Below are 14,973 nucleotides of genomic sequence, written 5' to 3'. Positions count from 1 at the left end.
CGGACCGACAAGCAAAGCATGAGTTTAGCGTACGTCATTCTGCTTGCCATCTCGGGGCTGTCGATCTCGCTGATCGCCGCGGCCTTTTCCGTGATCGGTCTGGCGAAGTTGTTCGCGGGTTCGGCGATCGCCGTGGGCGTCATGGCCTCGGCGCTGGAATTCGCGAAGCTCGTCTCGGCCGGTTTCTTGTACCGCTACTGGAAGGACACCAACTTCCTGATGCGGTCCTACCTGACCGGCGCGATCATCGTGCTGTCGGGGATCACCAGCATGGGGATCTTCGGTTACCTGTCGAGCGCGTATCAGCGCACCTCGCAGGACATGAAGATCTCTGACCAGCGCCTGGCGACCCTCGAAGGGGAACGTGTCAATCTCGAGAAAGAGATGAAGCGGATTCAGGCTTACATCGACGAAGTTCCGCCGGACCGGATCGCGCGCAAAATCGCTTTGCAACGTGAGGCCGAGCCGCACCTGCGTTCGCTGCAGGACAAGATCAACCAGAACTTGGCGGATCAATCGAAGACGAAAGTCGAAGCGCTTTCGCACCGGAGCGAAGTCGGACCGATCATCTACGTCGCCGACAGCTTCGACGCGCCCGTCGACTCGGTCGCGAAGATCTTCATTCTGTTGTTCGTCCTGATTTTCGATCCCTTGGCGATCGTGCTCGTCATCGCGACCAGCATGGCCATCAAGATTCACGAGGTGGAGAAGAAAAACGCTCCCGCCCGCCGTGACGACGATGAAGATGAAGACCAAGACCACGCCGATGACGACGCCGAAGTCGTCGCCCAAACCGACGAGTCGAAAGACTCGTCGGACGAACGCCAGCTGGCGTAACTCTCTCTGCGTCACCGCCTCGCGGTCGACGACACTCTCTGGGAACTTTTCCCCTCTCTTCCAACCGCGTTAAGCTTTGCTCCCTTCACCTCCCGAACTTAGAATCCTTTCCATGACTATTTCATGGATGAATTTCTGCCGCATTTTGATTCCGACTCTCATTCTCTCTGCTTGCGCGAACAAACCTCCGCAGCCCGTGACCGATCCGTCGATGAACGCGGCGACGCCCGTGCCGATCCAGGCCAGCATGCAGAATATGAAACTCACCATGGAAGGACTGCTTCCCTTCGTCGTCGACAAACAGTCTTTCGAGTCGGCGGCGAACGCTTCACGTATCAAGCAGGATCTGCACCGCCTGAACGACATTTCGCGCCAAGTGAATCATGCCGAGTTCAAAACGAAGCTCGATCCTTCGTTCGGCTTTTTGTCGGAAGGCCTGCGTGAAGAGATCCAGAACGCCGACGCGGCCTTCGGTGAAGGCAAATACGATTACGCCCGTTACTCGCTCGTCAATCTGACCGGTTATTGCATCGAGTGCCATACCCGCACGGCCTCGGGGCCCGCCTTCCAAAGCCCCGACCTGACGCAGACCTTGCAGCGCCTACGCCCGCTCGAACGCGGCGAATATCTGTTGGCGGTCCGTCAATTCGACGCGGCCCTGGCGGAATTCATGAAGACGCTCGAGGTCGGTCAGAAGGAGAAATTCAATTTCTACGACTATGACCGCGCCCTTCGCTATTCGCTGGCGATCACGGTGAAGTTCCAACGCGATCCCGACAAAACCCAAAAGGTGATCGAGCAGGTGCTCAAATCCGAACACCTCCCCTTCTTCATCCGCCAGGCCTCGGACTCGTGGCTGACTTCGCTGCGGGACTGGAAGCGCGAAAAGACTCCCAAAAATCCCAAGGTCGCGGATCGCATCGCCTTCGCGGAAAAATTGGTCCAACGGGGCCGCGCCGCCCAGCAAGGCCAAACCGATCGTAGCGGCGACATCGATCTTTTGCGCGGTCTTTCCGAACTTCACCAGATTCTGTGGACGGATCTGTCCAAAGCGCAGCTCGGGAAGGTGCTGCTGCTGACCGGCCAAGCCTACGAGGCGACCCGCGACACCACCATGACCTCGCTGCACGAGAATTACTTCGAAACCTGCGTGCGCCGCGTGCCGCATTCAATTTGGTCGCGCAGCTGTTATAAGTCGCTCGAAGAAAGCCTATTTATGGGGTATACCGGAAGCGCCGGAACGCACCTGCCGAAGGACGTTCAGGCGAAGCTGGCCGAACTGTCGAAGCTCGCACAGCCGAAAACGAAGTAATCTTTCCGAAGGGAGTCCCCATGGCCTCGAAAGTGACGATGTATTCGAAAAACCCCTGCCCCTACTGCGTCGCCGCGAAAAACTTCCTGGAAGATCGTGGCATCGCCTTTGAGACCATCGATCTGACCGGCAACATGGATGAGATGATGAAGATCAAACAGCAGACGGGCTGGAGCACGTTTCCGATCATCTTGATCAATGGCAAACTCATCGGCGGCTATACGGATCTGCGCCAGCTCGACGAGGACGGCAAACTCGAATCCATGCTGGCGTAAACCGGCCGCGGCTACTGCCGCAGCTCGGTCCGCGCGGACATCTCGATGGACTGCTCGAAGTAACGGGCGGTCTCGCGCCGGATGTCCGCGATCGTTCTTTCCTTCGTGCTGATGGAAACCAAGTTCATCCCGAACGGCAGCCAGACGGACGTCGTCCGCACGAAGAAGCGAAATTTCCGTAGCGCCTGCTCTTCGGTGAAGTATTGCGGCGCCAAATCCAGAAATTGAAGCAACATGCGGCCGTACTCGGCGCCCTCTTCCTCGCGCGTGCGTGGCGCACGGCCCTCGCGACCGGCGGGGTTCGCGAAGCCCAGTTCTTCGCCGAGCTGCCACATCATCCACGGCCGCGCCGCCAACGCGCGTCCCGCCATCACTTGGTCGCAGCCGGTCTCTTGGATCATGCGGTGAACGTCCTCCGTGATCTGGATGTCGCCGTTCCCGATGACGGGGACATCCAAACTGTCCCGCAACCGCCGGATCTGCGACCAATCCGCCTGACCGCGGCGTTTTTGCTCGGGCGTGCGCGGATGCAGCGTCAACCAATCGGCGCCCGCTTTCGTCAGTCCTTTCGCGAAGGTCTCTAAGAATCCGAAGTCGCCCTGGCTGCCCGCGCGAAGTTTCACCGAAACCGGAAGTTTCGTTTGAGCACGGGCCATGGCGACGACCTCACTCGCGTAACCCGGATCCCCCATCAGCGCGACGCCGTAGTTGTGCCGAAGCGCCTTCTGCACGGGGCATCCCATATTGATGTCGATCCCTTCCGCGCCCCAATCGGTCAGCCGCGCGATGCTGCGACCGATGGGTTCGGCCTCGTTGCCCAGGATCTGCGGAACGAGTTCGCCCTCACCTTCGCCTTTGTAGGTTTCCGGGACGCGCGCGAAATCCTCGAACGGAAGTTTACGTGAATTCAGCATCTCGGTCGGCCAAAGCGTCACCGCGCCCGCCGGTAAGTAAGACCGTAGTATCATCCGCAGAACGACGTGGGACAGACCGACCATCGGGGCCAGACACAGCGGGAAGTTCACTTTGCCGCCCAACAGGGCACGGCGTTCGGTCGTCATGCCCTTGGAGTTCGCCCGTTCCTTCGTTGATGTCAAGAAACGCCCGGCAAGTTGATTGTCGAACGCACGGACAGGCTAAGACCCTGTCGACGTTTCAAGACGTGACGTTCGGGGCGGCTTGCGCCGACGTTGGCGCTCGCGTCCCGGATCGGCGCGAATTTGTGAAAGCGGACCGCGCATCACGTTTGCATCACACCTCCCTGTCGGGGGGACATATGCGTCGTTGGTTTAATCGTTGGTTGACCTATGCCTGTCTTATCGTTGGTTTGAGCACGCTCACGCTTTTCCAGAACTGCGCGGGCACCGGGTTTCAGTCGCTCGATCTCGTCAGCATCTCGTGCGATGGCCTCAATTGCCAAGAAAGCCTGAACGCCGGCGACGGCGGAGGTCGCGTCTTCACTCAAGGTGACGGCGGCGGCGATGACATTGCCACTTACGAAGAAGAAGAATCCGCAGAAACCGAAGAGACGGCTTACGAGCCCACTCCCTACACTCCGCCGACGTCGCCTTCGCCGTCGACACCCACGCCCTCCGAGTCGCTGATCAACTTCGTGAACGGCGGCAGCAAAGCGGCCTGCGAGCAGCAAATCGCCGATCACACCGGCAAAAAAATCAGCTGTTCCTTGGGCGGCGGATGCGGCATCAGCTGCGGCAAGCCCTCGGGCTCTTGCGCTTCGGCGAACCCGCAACACTACGGTGCTTGCGTTTCGCAAACCGATATCAACAACGCCCCGGTGGCGACACCTCCGGCGCAACTTTTCAACTTCGTGGCGGGTGGCGGAAAAGCCGCTTGCGAAAAGCTGATCGCGGATCACTACGGCGCGAAGGGCACTTGCTCTTTGGGTGGCGGTTGCGGCATCAGCTGCGGTAAACCCGGCGGCTCGTGCGCCTCGGCGAATCCGCAGCATTACGGTGCCTGCTATTCGGCGGCGGACCTCGCGGCTTTGCCCCGCGCGGTCGCGACGGTCGAAACGCCGAAGCTCTACAATTTCGTGGCGGGCGACAAAGCGACCTGCGAAAAGTCGATCAAAGATCGTCTGGGTCTGACCAAGACGTGTAAGGTCGGCGGCGGTTGCGGCATCAGCTGCGGCAAGCCCTCGGGCTCGTGTGTCTCGGCCAATCCGAAACACTACGGCGCCTGCATCGAACACTAAAAGAACGCGGTCAACAGCGGGGCGCTCTCTCGAAGAGCGCTGTCACCACCCAGGCGCTCTAAAAGAGCGCCGTCACCATCGCACCGCCCATGACGGGCTTGTCGTCCTTGTGGAAAATCATCTTACCGAAAAACTCGAGTCCCAGCTGCGCGCGGGCCGTCCGGAAGAAACGGACGCCCCCGTGCAGTCCGGCGTGGAAGCCCGCGCCCCCGTCACGCCCTTGCGCCGTGAACATTCCTAAACCGAACTCCCCGCCGAACAGGGGCGAAATGTCCTCGTTCGTCGAAAACCAACTCGCGCCGACCGCGAGGTGATTGTAGCTGCCGCTGCCCTCACCGGCGAGCGCGGTTCCGACACCCAAACGCATTTCGGCCCAAGGATTCACTTCGAAGTGCCGCGCGAGCTGCAGACTGTAGAAGACGCTTTCGTTCCCGATTTTGCCCACGACCGCGGGACCGAGGCCGAGCGACGTCATGTTCAGGGGTTCGACCCGTTTGACGACGCGGTGGACGTCCTCGTTGTAGATCTCGCCGACGCGGGGACCACCCTGACGCGCGGGCCGCACTTTCCCGGAACGCACTTCCACTTCTTTCGATCCGTCCGGATTGGTTTTCACGCGCTGACGCGAGACCGTTTCGGTGTCGCTTTCGATATCCGAATCGTCTTGGGCCATGACGTTGAACGAAAACAGACTGAGCACACAGACGGATAGAAGGAATTTCTTCATTGCGGGTCTCCGGGGTTCGTGGAGTTCTCAGGGTAACGAGTCCCCGCCGCCCCCGGTAGCTCCGGGCCAAGGACCACGACCAAGGCCCTAGCGCCCCAATGCCCGGCTTGCCCGTTTTTCAAACTTGAGTTCCCGGGCGCTTCTGGTCTAGAAGGACTCATGCCCGAGACGACGTCCCCCGAACGCTTGCCGTCCCGTATTGGCCTTCTTGGTGGCGGACAGCTGGCGCGAATGCTGGCCCTCGCCGCCGCCCCTCAAGGGATGTCCGCCGCGGTGATGAGCGGCAAAGCCGACGACCCCGCGGCGCAAGTCACGAACGCCTGGAAAAAAGGGGACCCCGCGAACGAGAACGACCTGCGCGAGTTCTGCGCGGACCTGGACGCCCTGACTTTCGAAAGCGAATTCTACGATATGAACGTGGTCGCGAAGATCGCGCGCGAAACGCCGCGGCTTTTCGTGTATCCGCGCCCCGAAGTCATGGCCGAAATTCAAGACCGCCGCACGCAAAAGGCCCTGCTCGACCGTTTCAAGATTCCGACCTCACCGTGGGTGCGCGTGGATTCCCCCACCGAGCTGGCGACGGCGGCGGCGACGCTGGGTTATCCGTTCGTCCTAAAAAAAGCGCAGGGCGGTTACGACGGCTACGGGACCTTTTACGTCCGTCAACCCGAAGACCTCGCGCGCGTGCGCGACGTTGCGCCCTTTCCCGCGATCGCGGAAAAGGCGGTGAAGTTTTCGCGCGAGCTCGCGTTCATGATTTTCCGCAATCGCGCGGGCGACGTCGCCGTCTACCCCTTGGTGGAAAGCCGTCAGCGCGACAGCCGTTGCGATTTCGTTCTGGGACCGCTCAAACACCGCGGTCTGGAAGCGATGGTGAAGCGTTTCCGCAAAGCGCTCAAGGACATCGACTACGTCGGCGCCCTCGGGGTCGAGATGTTCGATACGGGACGCGAGCTTTGGGTAAATGAACTCGCGCCGCGGGTCCACAATACGGGGCACTACTCGCAAAACGCGCTGAGCTTCGATCAATTCCAGATGCATCTGCTGTGCGCGCGGGGCGGAAAGCTTCCGCAACCGGTCCCGCTGACGAAGGCGTTCGTGATGGCGAACATCTTGGGCGAGGGCGAAACTCCGCCGCGCCTGAATGCGCCTTTGACGGGTCGGCTCCATTGGTACGGGAAGGCGGAGTCGCGTCCCGGCCGTAAAATGGGTCACATCAACTATGCGGGCGCCTCGCTCGAGACACTTTATAAAACCGCCCGGCGGGAACGCGCCGGTCTTTTTCGGAAGTAGGGGGTCGGATGAAACCGGTCGCGATCATTATGGGAAGCCAAACTGACTTCGACGTGATGAAGGGCGCCGCGGAAGCGCTGGCCACCTTCGGCGTGAAAACCCACGTCGAGATCGTGTCGGCGCACCGGACTCCGCAAAAAATGTACGACTTCGCCGCCTCCGCCGCCGATAAATACTCGCTGATCATCGCGGGCGCGGGCGGCGCGGCCCATCTTCCGGGAATGGTCGCCTCGCTGACCACCCTGCCGGTCATCGGCGTGCCGATCACGGTGGGAAAACTGAAGGGCCTCGACGCGCTTCTTTCGATCGCGCAGATGCCGAAGGGCGTGCCGGTCGCGACCGTCGCGGTCGACAACGCGATCAACGCGGGGCTGATCGCCGCGCGAATTCTTTCCATCGATTCACCGAAGCTGCGCGCGAAGCTCGAGAAACACCAAGGCGCGCAGCGGGCGAAGGTCCGTCAGATGAATAAAAACATCCGCAAGGAACTCTCTGCCCGCAAATGAGTCCCCGCACCCGTCAGGCCGTCGTCGCGGTCTTCTTTCTGCTCTTGGTTTTAGGCGTGTGGCGCATGTGGCGCGCGAGCGACGCTCCCGCTCCCGAAGTCGCGACCGAAGAGCCTCCGGTGACTCTCGAAACGACTTTTCCCGAAACGCCGGCGCCGGTCGCGTCGCCGTCCGCCACGCGCCCCGCCGATACCAGCGTCCCGCCGAATCTGGATCGACTCGAACGCGCACGCCGCATCCGCTCCGAGATCAAGATCTCGCTGTCGGGACTTTACGCGGCCGAACGCGCGTTCTACTCCGAGTCGGGGCGTTACTCGACGGACTTCGACGTCGTGGGCTGGATGCCGACGTCGCAGAAACTCAGCGCGAAGGTCGGTTTTCTTTATCCTTACCAACCTTCGCCGGACGAGTATCGCGATCGCATGGACCGCTTCGACACCGATCAGGCCGTCGAAGCCTCGAAGACGTTCGAAGATCCCGACTCGCACATGAGCTATCAGGATTCCGCGATTCGCGTCTCGATGCGTTCGCTCGGATCTTACTGCGAGATGAACTGCACCGCCGACGCGAACGGCTTCGAGGCGATCGCGGCCGCGAATCTCGATGACGACGACGAGCTCGACGTGTGGCGGATCAACGACCGCAAAGAGCTCGTGCACTTGTTCGACGATTTGGAAGGACGTCCCCCGCTCGATGCGCGGGGAGAAAAATTTCCGAGCCTGCCGGAAGATCCGGTGGGCGACGACGAGGACATTCCGCTGCCGCCGTCACCCGATCAAATGCCGCTCGCGCCGCCCGAGATGGGACCTCCGGGAGAGCCGCAGCCCGACGAGTTTATGCCGCCTGAGGAGCTCGAGCCGACACCAGAATCCGGCGAGCCATCAGCGTAAAGACCGCGGTGAAAATCAGATCGCCCGCGATTTGGTTTTGCAAAAACGGCAGCGCCATCACGTAGCACTCGATCAGCCCCGCGCCCGTCTTCGGGTACAGTCCGCCGACCATCCACACCCCGAAGTTCGAGATCGCGAAGAAGACCAGCGACGAGAGTCCCGCGCCGAGCGCCGAACGTCCCCACCCCTTTTGCGGTTTCACGATCATGCCCATCAGCGCGACGAGCACAAAGCCCGCGTAGACCCAAATGAAAGTGGAGTGGAAACCAAGGACGAGATCCGAAACGAACAGCACTGCTAGCGGAACGAGGGGCGCCCAAATACGACGACCCCAAAGGGCTCCCGACAAAAGCGCCAGCGCGCCGACGGCGGTCATGTTCGGCGGATGGGGGAGCCAACGGCTGAGGAGCGTGATCAGGATGAAGGCGAACATCAAAGCGATATGAGATTTATTCATTTTCATGACCGCAATTCATCACGAGAGCGCTCCGTTGGCCAGTCCGCAATGCTGCGCGTCGCATTCCGTCAACATTTGATGAAGGGGGCCTTCGACCGATTTGACTCAGACCTTAATTAGGTGTGAATTGCGGCCACAATTAAGGGGGCTGGAATGAGATCATTGCTCATCCTGATTTCCGCATCCGTCGCCGTTTTCGCGCTCACGGGCGAGGCCGCGACCACTTCGAAAAAATCCCGCGCGCGCAGCGCTGCGCCGACGGAAAGCTTGTCCGTCCGCGAAGAAGCGCTCCGCCAGCTCAGCGACATTCCGACCGCCGCGCCCACGGGCGAAACACCTTCGGTCATGATGCCCTTGAAAGCCGAATACAATCCGATCGCGCGTCGCGCGTGGGACTGGATTCTGGAAGCGGAGCTTTACCAACGTCAGCTGACCGTGCCCCGCCCCGTCGGCGCGCTCGGTCCCGACAACCTGAACTCGCTGCCCGCGTTCACGACCTTCGGGCTCGGCGCGGGCCTCGAAAAGTCGCTCGCGCTCGGAACGCACGTCCTGCGCTTCGGCGTTCTCGGTCACGGCGGCATCGCCGTCTCGAACCAAGAAGTGACGCTGCCGAACGGTTTGCCCTTGAACGTGCGTTACCAGTGGATCGGCTACGGCGTAGAGCCGCGCCTGACCTGGAACTTCAGCGCGCGCTGGGCGGCGTTGTTCGGGATGTCGTTCGATCAGGTCTCGACGATTCAGAATTCGTCCGAGTCCGAGCTCGCGCAGTGGACCCAAGGTTATAACGAGCGCGCACGTCGCCTCGCTTTGCAGTTCCATGTCGACCGCAATCAGTACGTGAGTCTCGCCGCCCGTCAGATCGAAAACGAGTTCGAATCGCCGACCGTTTACAGTCTGGTGTGGGGTGCGCGGTGGTAAAAGCGCTCCTCGCTTTCGCGCTCACCGCTCCCGGCTTCGCGTTCGCGCAGACCGCGGCTTCGAAGCCCACGGCGACGCCCGCGCCCAAACATTCGGCGACGCCCACGCCGACGCCCACTCCGCGGATCGCGCCCACTCCGCGGATCGCGCCCGCGCCGGAGCTCGAGCCGGTGGCGGTGAAAATCGATTCTCCGAAGGTCGTGCTGAAGCAGGCCGACGTCTCGAACCTGGTGCTGAAACAGTCCGATCGCGCCACCGAAGCGAATCTGAAGTCCGAGCTGCCGCGTGTGGATCTCGCGCGCGTGCTGAAAGACTTCGATTGGTTTTTGCGCGCGAATAGCGGCTACGAGCGTTCGCGCTTCGAAAGCCTGTCGGGCGTCGGCAACATCGAGGACCAGATCCTGAAGTCGGACGTTTCGTTGACGAAGCGCTGGACGACGGGCACGACGACGTCACTGAGCTGGCTGCGGAACTCCTACCGCTCCGAGTACAGCCCCCTGTCACCGACCTTCACGACCCTTCCGACCGAACAGACGCAGGACATCTTCGGTTTCACGTTCGAGCAGGCGCTGTGGCGGAACTCGTTCGGCGTTTCGGATCGCGACCGCGTGCGCGCGGCCGAAATGGACATGAACGCGGCCCTCGTCACCCGCGCGCAGGATCTGCAAGCGGCCGTGCTCGAAGGGCTTCGCGCTTACTGGACCGCCTACATCTCGCAAGAGAACATGCGCCAGTCCCTGAAGGCGATCGAACGTTACGAAAATCTCGTCAGCACCGTTCGCCGTAAAAGCGGCTTGGGCTTTTCGGCGCCGGGCGAGCTTTCGCAGGTCTCGGCCGAGCTCGAACTGCGCCGTCAGAACGCGAAGACCTCGGGTGCGACGTATCTGCGCGATGCGGACCGTTTGGTCGAGCTTCTGCGTTTGCCGCTCAACGCCGACATCACGTTCGAGATCCCGCACGAGATCAACCCGCCCCCGCGACTGTCGGCGGTGGAACTCGAAAAACTGCGCCGCGTGCGTTCACAGCAACTGAAAACCGACGCGGCCCAGGCCCGCGTCGAAAGCGCCGAAAGCGAAGAGCATCCCGCGTTCGCGTTCGTGGGTCAGGTTTACGGCTCGGGCATCGAGGAGCGCGCGGCGGACTCGGTCGGCGAGGCGCTCTCGGGCTCGCGTCCGAAGTATTACATGGGCGTGAAGTTCGAGCACAACTTCGGCTCGGGCGTGCAGAACGAAGAAACCGTCAACCGCAAAGCGCAAGCCGAGCTCGAGAAGCTCCGGCTAGAGCGCATGAAGTTGCAGACCCAGAACGAGCTCTGGGATAGCGAACGCCAGACGCGGACTTTGTACGCGCAAGCGGTCAGCGCGCGCGAGCAGATGCAGCTCCGTGAACGCGCGTACAACGAGATCAGCCGCGCCTACAATCAGGGGCGGACCGACATCAACTTCGTCGTCGAGGCGCTGAATCAGCTCTTCGCCGCCGAGGTCAGCTTCAGCCGCGCACTGGGCGATTACCAGATCGCGCTGGCGTCGTGGGCCGCGGGCCGCGACGAGCTGATTCCGGACGACGACTCGCAAGGGGGCGCGCGATGATCGACGTTCCCGGCCTGTCGACCCGCATCGACCCCGCGACCAAGGGCTACGTGTTCAATCACACCATGCTGCGCGTGCGCGATCCGAAGGTCTCTTTGGATTTTTACAGTCGCATTTTGGGGATGAGCCTGGTGCGGAAAGTGGATTTTCCGGAGTGGAAATTTTCGCTCTACTTCCTTGCCTACGTGCCCGAGGGAACCCACATTCCCGAGGACGAGGTGGGCCGCGCGCGCTACACGAACGCGCGTGAGTCGGTACTAGAGCTGACCCACAACTGGGGTACCGAAGAGAAGGCGGAAACGCCTTACGTGAACGGCAACGGCGAGGCGCGGGGCTTCGGCCACATCTGCGTCAGCGTGCCGAGTCTCGCCGCCGCGTGCGCGCGTTTTGAAGAGCTGGGCGTTCGCTTTCAGAAGCGGATGGGTGAGGGTGGCATGAAGAACATCGCCTTCATCAAAGATCCCGATGATTATTGGATTGAAATCGTTGAGCCGGGACTTCTGGGTTGAAGCCGGGCTTGAAAGGAAAAGGGGGCAACCCATGACACAGTTTTTCGGCGTGATCTTCCGTGTGATAAGCGTCGGCTTCATCGCGCTTTCGCTCACGGCCTGCGCGTTCGATCAAAGCGATACCGATCCGAATCGCAAACGCGACCTGAACAACCGCGAAAAGCTCGTGCGCGCTTACGAAAGTATCCAGGGCGTCTATGAAGGCACCTTCGATACGCCCGCGCGAATCGAAAACGTGCGGCTGACGATCTCGTACACCGAGGTCGCCGTCGGCAAAACTCAGGACGGCGAGATCCGCTACCAGCCGGAGCTCCGCGCCCGCTTCGCCCGCCTGGATCGCGACATCGTGGACACTTACTTCACGGCGACCATGATCACCGAGACCTCGGACCTCACGCTGACCACGCAACAGGGCGGCGGCGAATCGATGTACATCCGCGGGATCGTGCAGGACGGAATCTTCCGCGCGCCGGTGAAAAACGGCGAAGGCAGCCAGATCGGCATGCTGAACGTGCGACTTGTCTCGAAAGAAGTGATCGCGCCGCCCGAAGGCCGCGGGAACGAAACTTACGACCGCATCAAGGCGATCCTGCTCCCCATCCAAGGTTCGTACAAGGCCGTCGTGAAACGGATGGACGGGAAGAAAGACGCGTCGTTCACCGTCGATATGCAGATGCGTATCGAGGACACGAGCGTGAACGGCCAGATCCTGCCCGTGCTCGTCTGCTACAACCGCCGCGAGGACGGACTGTCTTTGGCCGCGCGCCACACCGTGATCTACAACGGGGACCGCACGCCCATCGAGCTGACCTTCACGCCCCCGCCGAACGGCGCGGGTTATACGGGCTGGAGCATGAAGGCGACCTTCGAGAACAACATGATCAAGGGGGACATCGTCTATCCGACGTTCGTGGCTCCGCTCGAGGCACGCAAGGTTCCCGCTCCCGACGGCAAGTCGGCCCCCGCACCGGCGACTCCCCCGAAGAACGGGCGTCGCTAAAGCGGCGCGTGACCTCTCGCCCGTCGGGTGAGTGAAATTCAGATTTATTTTGAAGCCGGCTCTGGCGAGTCGGCTTTTTTTTGCCCGCCTCCGATGGGGGGGCCTCGCCCCCGCCTTGTCCGGTTCTCCCTACGAAATCAAGTCTTGGCGGTTTTGCTCATCGAAATTTTTCTCTCGATGAAAGGGCGGGATTTCCGTTACGCTTTTCCTAGGGGCGCCGGATGCGCCGTCAAGGGAGTGCACTTTTGGAGAATCCGTTCTTGTCGGTGCATACGGATGGGGGCTGCTTGCCCTCGGGCCGTGGAGCTTGGGCTTACCTGATCAGCGACACGGGTCGCATCCTCGAAGAAAAAACCGGGCTCGCGCGCCAGACCGATTCGCTGCGGATGGAAATCACGGCGGCGGTGGAAGCGCTGGAAAGCCTACCGGCGGCGATCCCGGTGGTGGTTCACACGGATTCGCAGATTTTGATCGATCTCGCTCTGCGCGACGTCCTCCGCTGGCGCGACAACGGCTGGAAACGCAAATCCGGTCGCGACGTTTTCCATTTCGATCTTCTCGAACGCCTCAGCTGGCAGCTCGACCGCTTCGCCGCCGTCAACATGCCCCTGCAATGGAAATGGGTCCGCGCGCACGCCAAGTGCCTACTCAACCAACGCGCCGACGAACTCTGCCGCCAAACCTACACCCGCTAAGGTACCACGTACCGCACGCGGTACGTGGTACCTTCCGGAAGGTAGCTGCTACTTTCCAGAAAGTAGCAGCTACCTTTTAAAAAAAACGGTCCGGAGGCCGGACCGTGGATGTGAGGATCGGAAGAGCCTCGGGTTTTGGTGTGAGCCCCAAACGAAGACAGCGGTCCAGGAGGGGATCCGGACCGCCGAGGTGAGGGGATGGGGGAATTTAGTTGAAGACGGGAGGCTCGGCGAGGGAGGGGGACTCCATGCTCACTGAGTCGCTTGTGAAGCGGTCTTCAGGAATTTTTGGTTCTTTGCTCTTGCGTGGGGATTTGGGTTTCGTGGAGCCGCCACCTGGGGCGGCCCGCGATCCCGTGATCGGAGAAGAGAGGAGGCCCGACGCGAGAAGGGCCGCGGATCTCTCCTCCGCGAGTTTCTTGAGCTTGCTTCGTGGGACTCCCACGTCGTCGGCCCGCGCGATGACCTGCTCAAAGGAATCCCGACGCTGTTCGAGCTCTTCTTTCGCCAACTCGAAACCGAGTTTGGCGGCTTCGACCGCGCTGCGCGCCTGCTCCAGCTGGACCAGGGCCAAGTCGGCCTCTTGAATGAGTTGCACCAGTTCCGTCTGCTGCGCTTCCTGCTCGGACATTTCGACCTCCAAGTCGTTTGCGTCGTCCTGTATTTACATATAACTTACACATACCCCGCGCGCAAACTTTTGTGCGTGGAACTGGACCGCATCATCGAATTTTTCGGGCTCCCGAAAGAAAAGGCCGACGTGTACCCAACGCGCCCCTCGAGATGGAAAGACTCCACGAAAGAAGCCTCCCTCTTGTGCGAGAGTGCGAACTCCCGCTAAGCGGAGGAGGTGAAACTCGCAAAACTCCTCGAACTCGATTCACCGACGACGAATCCCCACGTCTTGAAAGACGTCTTCGGAGACGCGTTCCTGCTCGCGCAAAATCCCGTTTACCAACGCGTACGCGAGCTCGGCGTGAAGGCGGGAGTGAAATACCGCGCGGGTCTTACGGCGAACGACATCGCGCTGCCGCTCGCGCGACTCGAGATCTACATCCAAGAGAAGACTCTTCCCTACACGCCCACCCGCCCCGCCCTCACGGAACTTCCCCCGCGTGTTTCGCAAACGACAGAGTGGCCCCAGGTCGCCGATGCGCTGAAGAAAAACTTCTTAATGCACGAAACGGCGCACGTTTTATTCCGCGAAGCTTGGCCCGCGAAAGACAACTCCACGGAGGCGAAAGTCTTGCGCGTTCTGTGCGAGGAGTCCTTCGTGAACTCGGTCGAAATGATGGGCCTGCACTTCGCCGACGACAACGCCCATCGCGCCTTCTACGAGGCGAACTCCTACTTCTTCGTGGCGGACGCCCGCGTTCCGCTCAAGAACGCGATTCAAGATCTGGGTTTGAGCTATGTCCTGGCGTTCGCGATGCTCACGTACTTGCGGGTGAACGCCTTCCAAGAAGATTTCCGCGATCAGGACATCGACCGCATGCTGAAAATCGCGGGAGAACTGACGGCCCCCACGTCCGTCTCTCCGCAAACGCGTAAAGCCCTCCGCGCCTTGATCAAAATCTGCGCGGACCTGAATCCCGCCTTCCGCGAAAACACAACCGGCTTTCATTTCCGTCTATTGGGTCTGGAACAACCGTTGGAGCAACTCCTGAACTTCAACGTCCTGAACGCCTTCGCAAGCCACGCGCCCCAGCCCCTGCGCTCCCTCATCGCTTCTTTCGCATAGGGTACCACG

The 14,973-nt window shown here is 61.1% G+C and carries 17 protein-coding genes; 13 read left to right on the top strand and 4 right to left on the bottom strand.

Annotated elements, in window-relative coordinates; translation table 11 throughout:
* The first annotated feature begins 18 nt into the window (after positions 1–18).
* The 3 genes from KF767_16955 to KF767_16945 all read left to right on the top strand — a co-directional run bounded on the left by KF767_16955 (position 19) and on the right by KF767_16945 (position 2,424).
* On the top strand, positions 19–837 hold the full coding sequence (locus KF767_16955; protein ID MBX3019580.1) for a hypothetical protein: 819 nt from the start codon (positions 19–21) through the stop codon (positions 835–837).
* Between the two features lie 112 nt (positions 838–949).
* Entirely contained in the window at positions 950–2,149 is a 1,200-nt protein-coding gene (locus KF767_16950) for a hypothetical protein (GenBank protein ID MBX3019579.1), read from the top strand.
* A gap of 20 nt (positions 2,150–2,169) precedes the next feature.
* Complete coding sequence (locus KF767_16945; GenBank protein ID MBX3019578.1) at positions 2,170–2,424, top strand: glutaredoxin; 255 nt, start codon at positions 2,170–2,172, stop codon at positions 2,422–2,424.
* An 11-nt stretch (positions 2,425–2,435) separates the two neighbouring features.
* On the opposite strand, the gene KF767_16940 is transcribed toward KF767_16945, so the two are convergent.
* Positions 2,436–3,485: a tRNA-dihydrouridine synthase family protein gene (locus KF767_16940; GenBank protein MBX3019577.1), complete on the bottom strand. Its 1,050-nt coding sequence runs from the start codon at positions 3,483–3,485 to the stop codon at positions 2,436–2,438.
* Positions 3,486–3,700: 215 nt separating this feature from the next.
* Here KF767_16940 and KF767_16935 point away from each other — a divergent pair, with 215 nt between their 5' ends.
* Complete coding sequence (locus KF767_16935; GenBank protein ID MBX3019576.1) at positions 3,701–4,639, top strand: hypothetical protein; 939 nt, start codon at positions 3,701–3,703, stop codon at positions 4,637–4,639.
* A gap of 58 nt (positions 4,640–4,697) precedes the next feature.
* Here the strand turns inward: KF767_16935 and KF767_16930 are convergent, their stop codons facing one another.
* Positions 4,698–5,366: a hypothetical protein gene (locus tag KF767_16930; GenBank protein MBX3019575.1), complete on the bottom strand. Its 669-nt coding sequence runs from the start codon at positions 5,364–5,366 to the stop codon at positions 4,698–4,700.
* Between the two features lie 159 nt (positions 5,367–5,525).
* Here KF767_16930 and KF767_16925 point away from each other — a divergent pair, with 159 nt between their 5' ends.
* Genes KF767_16925 through KF767_16915 form a run of 3 tightly spaced genes read left to right on the top strand, consistent with a single transcriptional unit; the run spans position 5,526 to position 8,055 of the window.
* Complete coding sequence (locus KF767_16925; GenBank protein MBX3019574.1) at positions 5,526–6,659, top strand: ATP-grasp domain-containing protein; 1,134 nt, start codon at positions 5,526–5,528, stop codon at positions 6,657–6,659.
* 8 nt (positions 6,660–6,667) lie between these two features.
* Positions 6,668–7,165 (top strand): 5-(carboxyamino)imidazole ribonucleotide mutase, encoded by a 498-nt coding sequence (purE, locus tag KF767_16920; GenBank protein MBX3019573.1) that lies wholly within the window; start codon positions 6,668–6,670, stop codon positions 7,163–7,165.
* Entirely contained in the window at positions 7,162–8,055 is an 894-nt protein-coding gene (locus tag KF767_16915; GenBank protein MBX3019572.1) for a hypothetical protein, read from the top strand. Before purE ends, KF767_16915 begins: the two co-directional genes overlap by 4 nt.
* Here KF767_16915 and KF767_16910 read toward each other — a convergent pair.
* Complete coding sequence (locus KF767_16910; GenBank protein MBX3019571.1) at positions 8,000–8,518, bottom strand: hypothetical protein; 519 nt, start codon at positions 8,516–8,518, stop codon at positions 8,000–8,002. The genes KF767_16915 and KF767_16910 overlap by 56 nt on opposite strands.
* 147 nt (positions 8,519–8,665) lie before the next feature.
* On the opposite strand from KF767_16910, the gene KF767_16905 reads away from it, so the two are divergent.
* The 5 genes from KF767_16905 to KF767_16885 all read left to right on the top strand — a co-directional run bounded on the left by KF767_16905 (position 8,666) and on the right by KF767_16885 (position 13,223).
* Complete coding sequence (locus KF767_16905) at positions 8,666–9,430, top strand: hypothetical protein (protein MBX3019570.1); 765 nt, start codon at positions 8,666–8,668, stop codon at positions 9,428–9,430.
* Positions 9,424–11,019: a TolC family protein gene (locus KF767_16900; GenBank protein ID MBX3019569.1), complete on the top strand. Its 1,596-nt coding sequence runs from the start codon at positions 9,424–9,426 to the stop codon at positions 11,017–11,019. The genes KF767_16905 and KF767_16900 overlap by 7 nt, the downstream gene beginning before the upstream one ends.
* Positions 11,016–11,528 carry a lactoylglutathione lyase gene (gene gloA, locus KF767_16895; protein ID MBX3019568.1) on the top strand — a complete coding sequence of 171 codons (513 nt, stop codon included), beginning with the start codon at positions 11,016–11,018 and terminating at the stop codon, positions 11,526–11,528. Before KF767_16900 ends, gloA begins: the two co-directional genes overlap by 4 nt.
* A 31-nt stretch (positions 11,529–11,559) precedes the next feature.
* Positions 11,560–12,528, top strand: a complete 969-nt coding sequence (locus KF767_16890; GenBank protein MBX3019567.1) for a hypothetical protein — start codon at positions 11,560–11,562, stop codon at positions 12,526–12,528.
* 221 nt (positions 12,529–12,749) lie between these two features.
* Entirely contained in the window at positions 12,750–13,223 is a 474-nt protein-coding gene (locus tag KF767_16885; GenBank protein MBX3019566.1) for a ribonuclease HI, read from the top strand.
* 208 nt (positions 13,224–13,431) lie between these two features.
* Here KF767_16885 and KF767_16880 read toward each other — a convergent pair whose 3' ends face one another.
* A complete protein-coding gene (locus tag KF767_16880; protein MBX3019565.1) occupies positions 13,432–13,854 on the bottom strand; it encodes a hypothetical protein in 423 nt (140 codons plus the stop codon).
* Between the two features lie 219 nt (positions 13,855–14,073).
* Between KF767_16880 and KF767_16875 the strand changes: the two genes are divergently transcribed.
* Complete coding sequence (locus KF767_16875; protein ID MBX3019564.1) at positions 14,074–14,964, top strand: hypothetical protein; 891 nt, start codon at positions 14,074–14,076, stop codon at positions 14,962–14,964.
* The last annotated feature ends 9 nt before the right edge of the window (positions 14,965–14,973 follow it).

The sequence above is a fragment of the Pseudobdellovibrionaceae bacterium genome, assembly GCA_019637875.1.
Lineage (GTDB): Bacteria > Bdellovibrionota > Bdellovibrionia > Bdellovibrionales > Bdellovibrionaceae > JAHBUW01.
The sequence above is the reverse complement of the archived record's forward strand: the minus strand, read 5'-3'. Positions and strand labels throughout refer to the sequence as shown.

Excerpts from the sequence above, each read along its gene's own strand:
- KF767_16955 (MBX3019580.1), top strand. The coding sequence starts at position 19 with ATGAGTTTAGCGTACGTCATTCTGCTTGCCATCTCGGGGCTGTCGATC.
- KF767_16950 (MBX3019579.1), top strand. The coding sequence starts at position 950 with ATGACTATTTCATGGATGAATTTCTGCCGCATTTTGATTCCGACTCTC.
- KF767_16945 (MBX3019578.1), top strand. The coding sequence starts at position 2,170 with ATGGCCTCGAAAGTGACGATGTATTCGAAAAACCCCTGCCCCTACTGC.
- KF767_16940 (MBX3019577.1), bottom strand. The coding sequence starts at position 3,485 with ATGACGACCGAACGCCGTGCCCTGTTGGGCGGCAAAGTGAACTTCCCG.
- KF767_16935 (MBX3019576.1), top strand. The coding sequence starts at position 3,701 with ATGCGTCGTTGGTTTAATCGTTGGTTGACCTATGCCTGTCTTATCGTT.
- KF767_16930 (MBX3019575.1), bottom strand. The coding sequence starts at position 5,366 with ATGAAGAAATTCCTTCTATCCGTCTGTGTGCTCAGTCTGTTTTCGTTC.
- KF767_16925 (MBX3019574.1), top strand. The coding sequence starts at position 5,526 with ATGCCCGAGACGACGTCCCCCGAACGCTTGCCGTCCCGTATTGGCCTT.
- purE (MBX3019573.1), top strand. The coding sequence starts at position 6,668 with ATGAAACCGGTCGCGATCATTATGGGAAGCCAAACTGACTTCGACGTG.
- KF767_16915 (MBX3019572.1), top strand. The coding sequence starts at position 7,162 with ATGAGTCCCCGCACCCGTCAGGCCGTCGTCGCGGTCTTCTTTCTGCTC.
- KF767_16910 (MBX3019571.1), bottom strand. The coding sequence starts at position 8,518 with ATGAAAATGAATAAATCTCATATCGCTTTGATGTTCGCCTTCATCCTG.
- KF767_16905 (MBX3019570.1), top strand. The coding sequence starts at position 8,666 with ATGAGATCATTGCTCATCCTGATTTCCGCATCCGTCGCCGTTTTCGCG.
- gloA (MBX3019568.1), top strand. The coding sequence starts at position 11,016 with ATGATCGACGTTCCCGGCCTGTCGACCCGCATCGACCCCGCGACCAAG.
- KF767_16890 (MBX3019567.1), top strand. The coding sequence starts at position 11,560 with ATGACACAGTTTTTCGGCGTGATCTTCCGTGTGATAAGCGTCGGCTTC.
- KF767_16885 (MBX3019566.1), top strand. The coding sequence starts at position 12,750 with ATGCGCCGTCAAGGGAGTGCACTTTTGGAGAATCCGTTCTTGTCGGTG.
- KF767_16880 (MBX3019565.1), bottom strand. The coding sequence starts at position 13,854 with ATGTCCGAGCAGGAAGCGCAGCAGACGGAACTGGTGCAACTCATTCAA.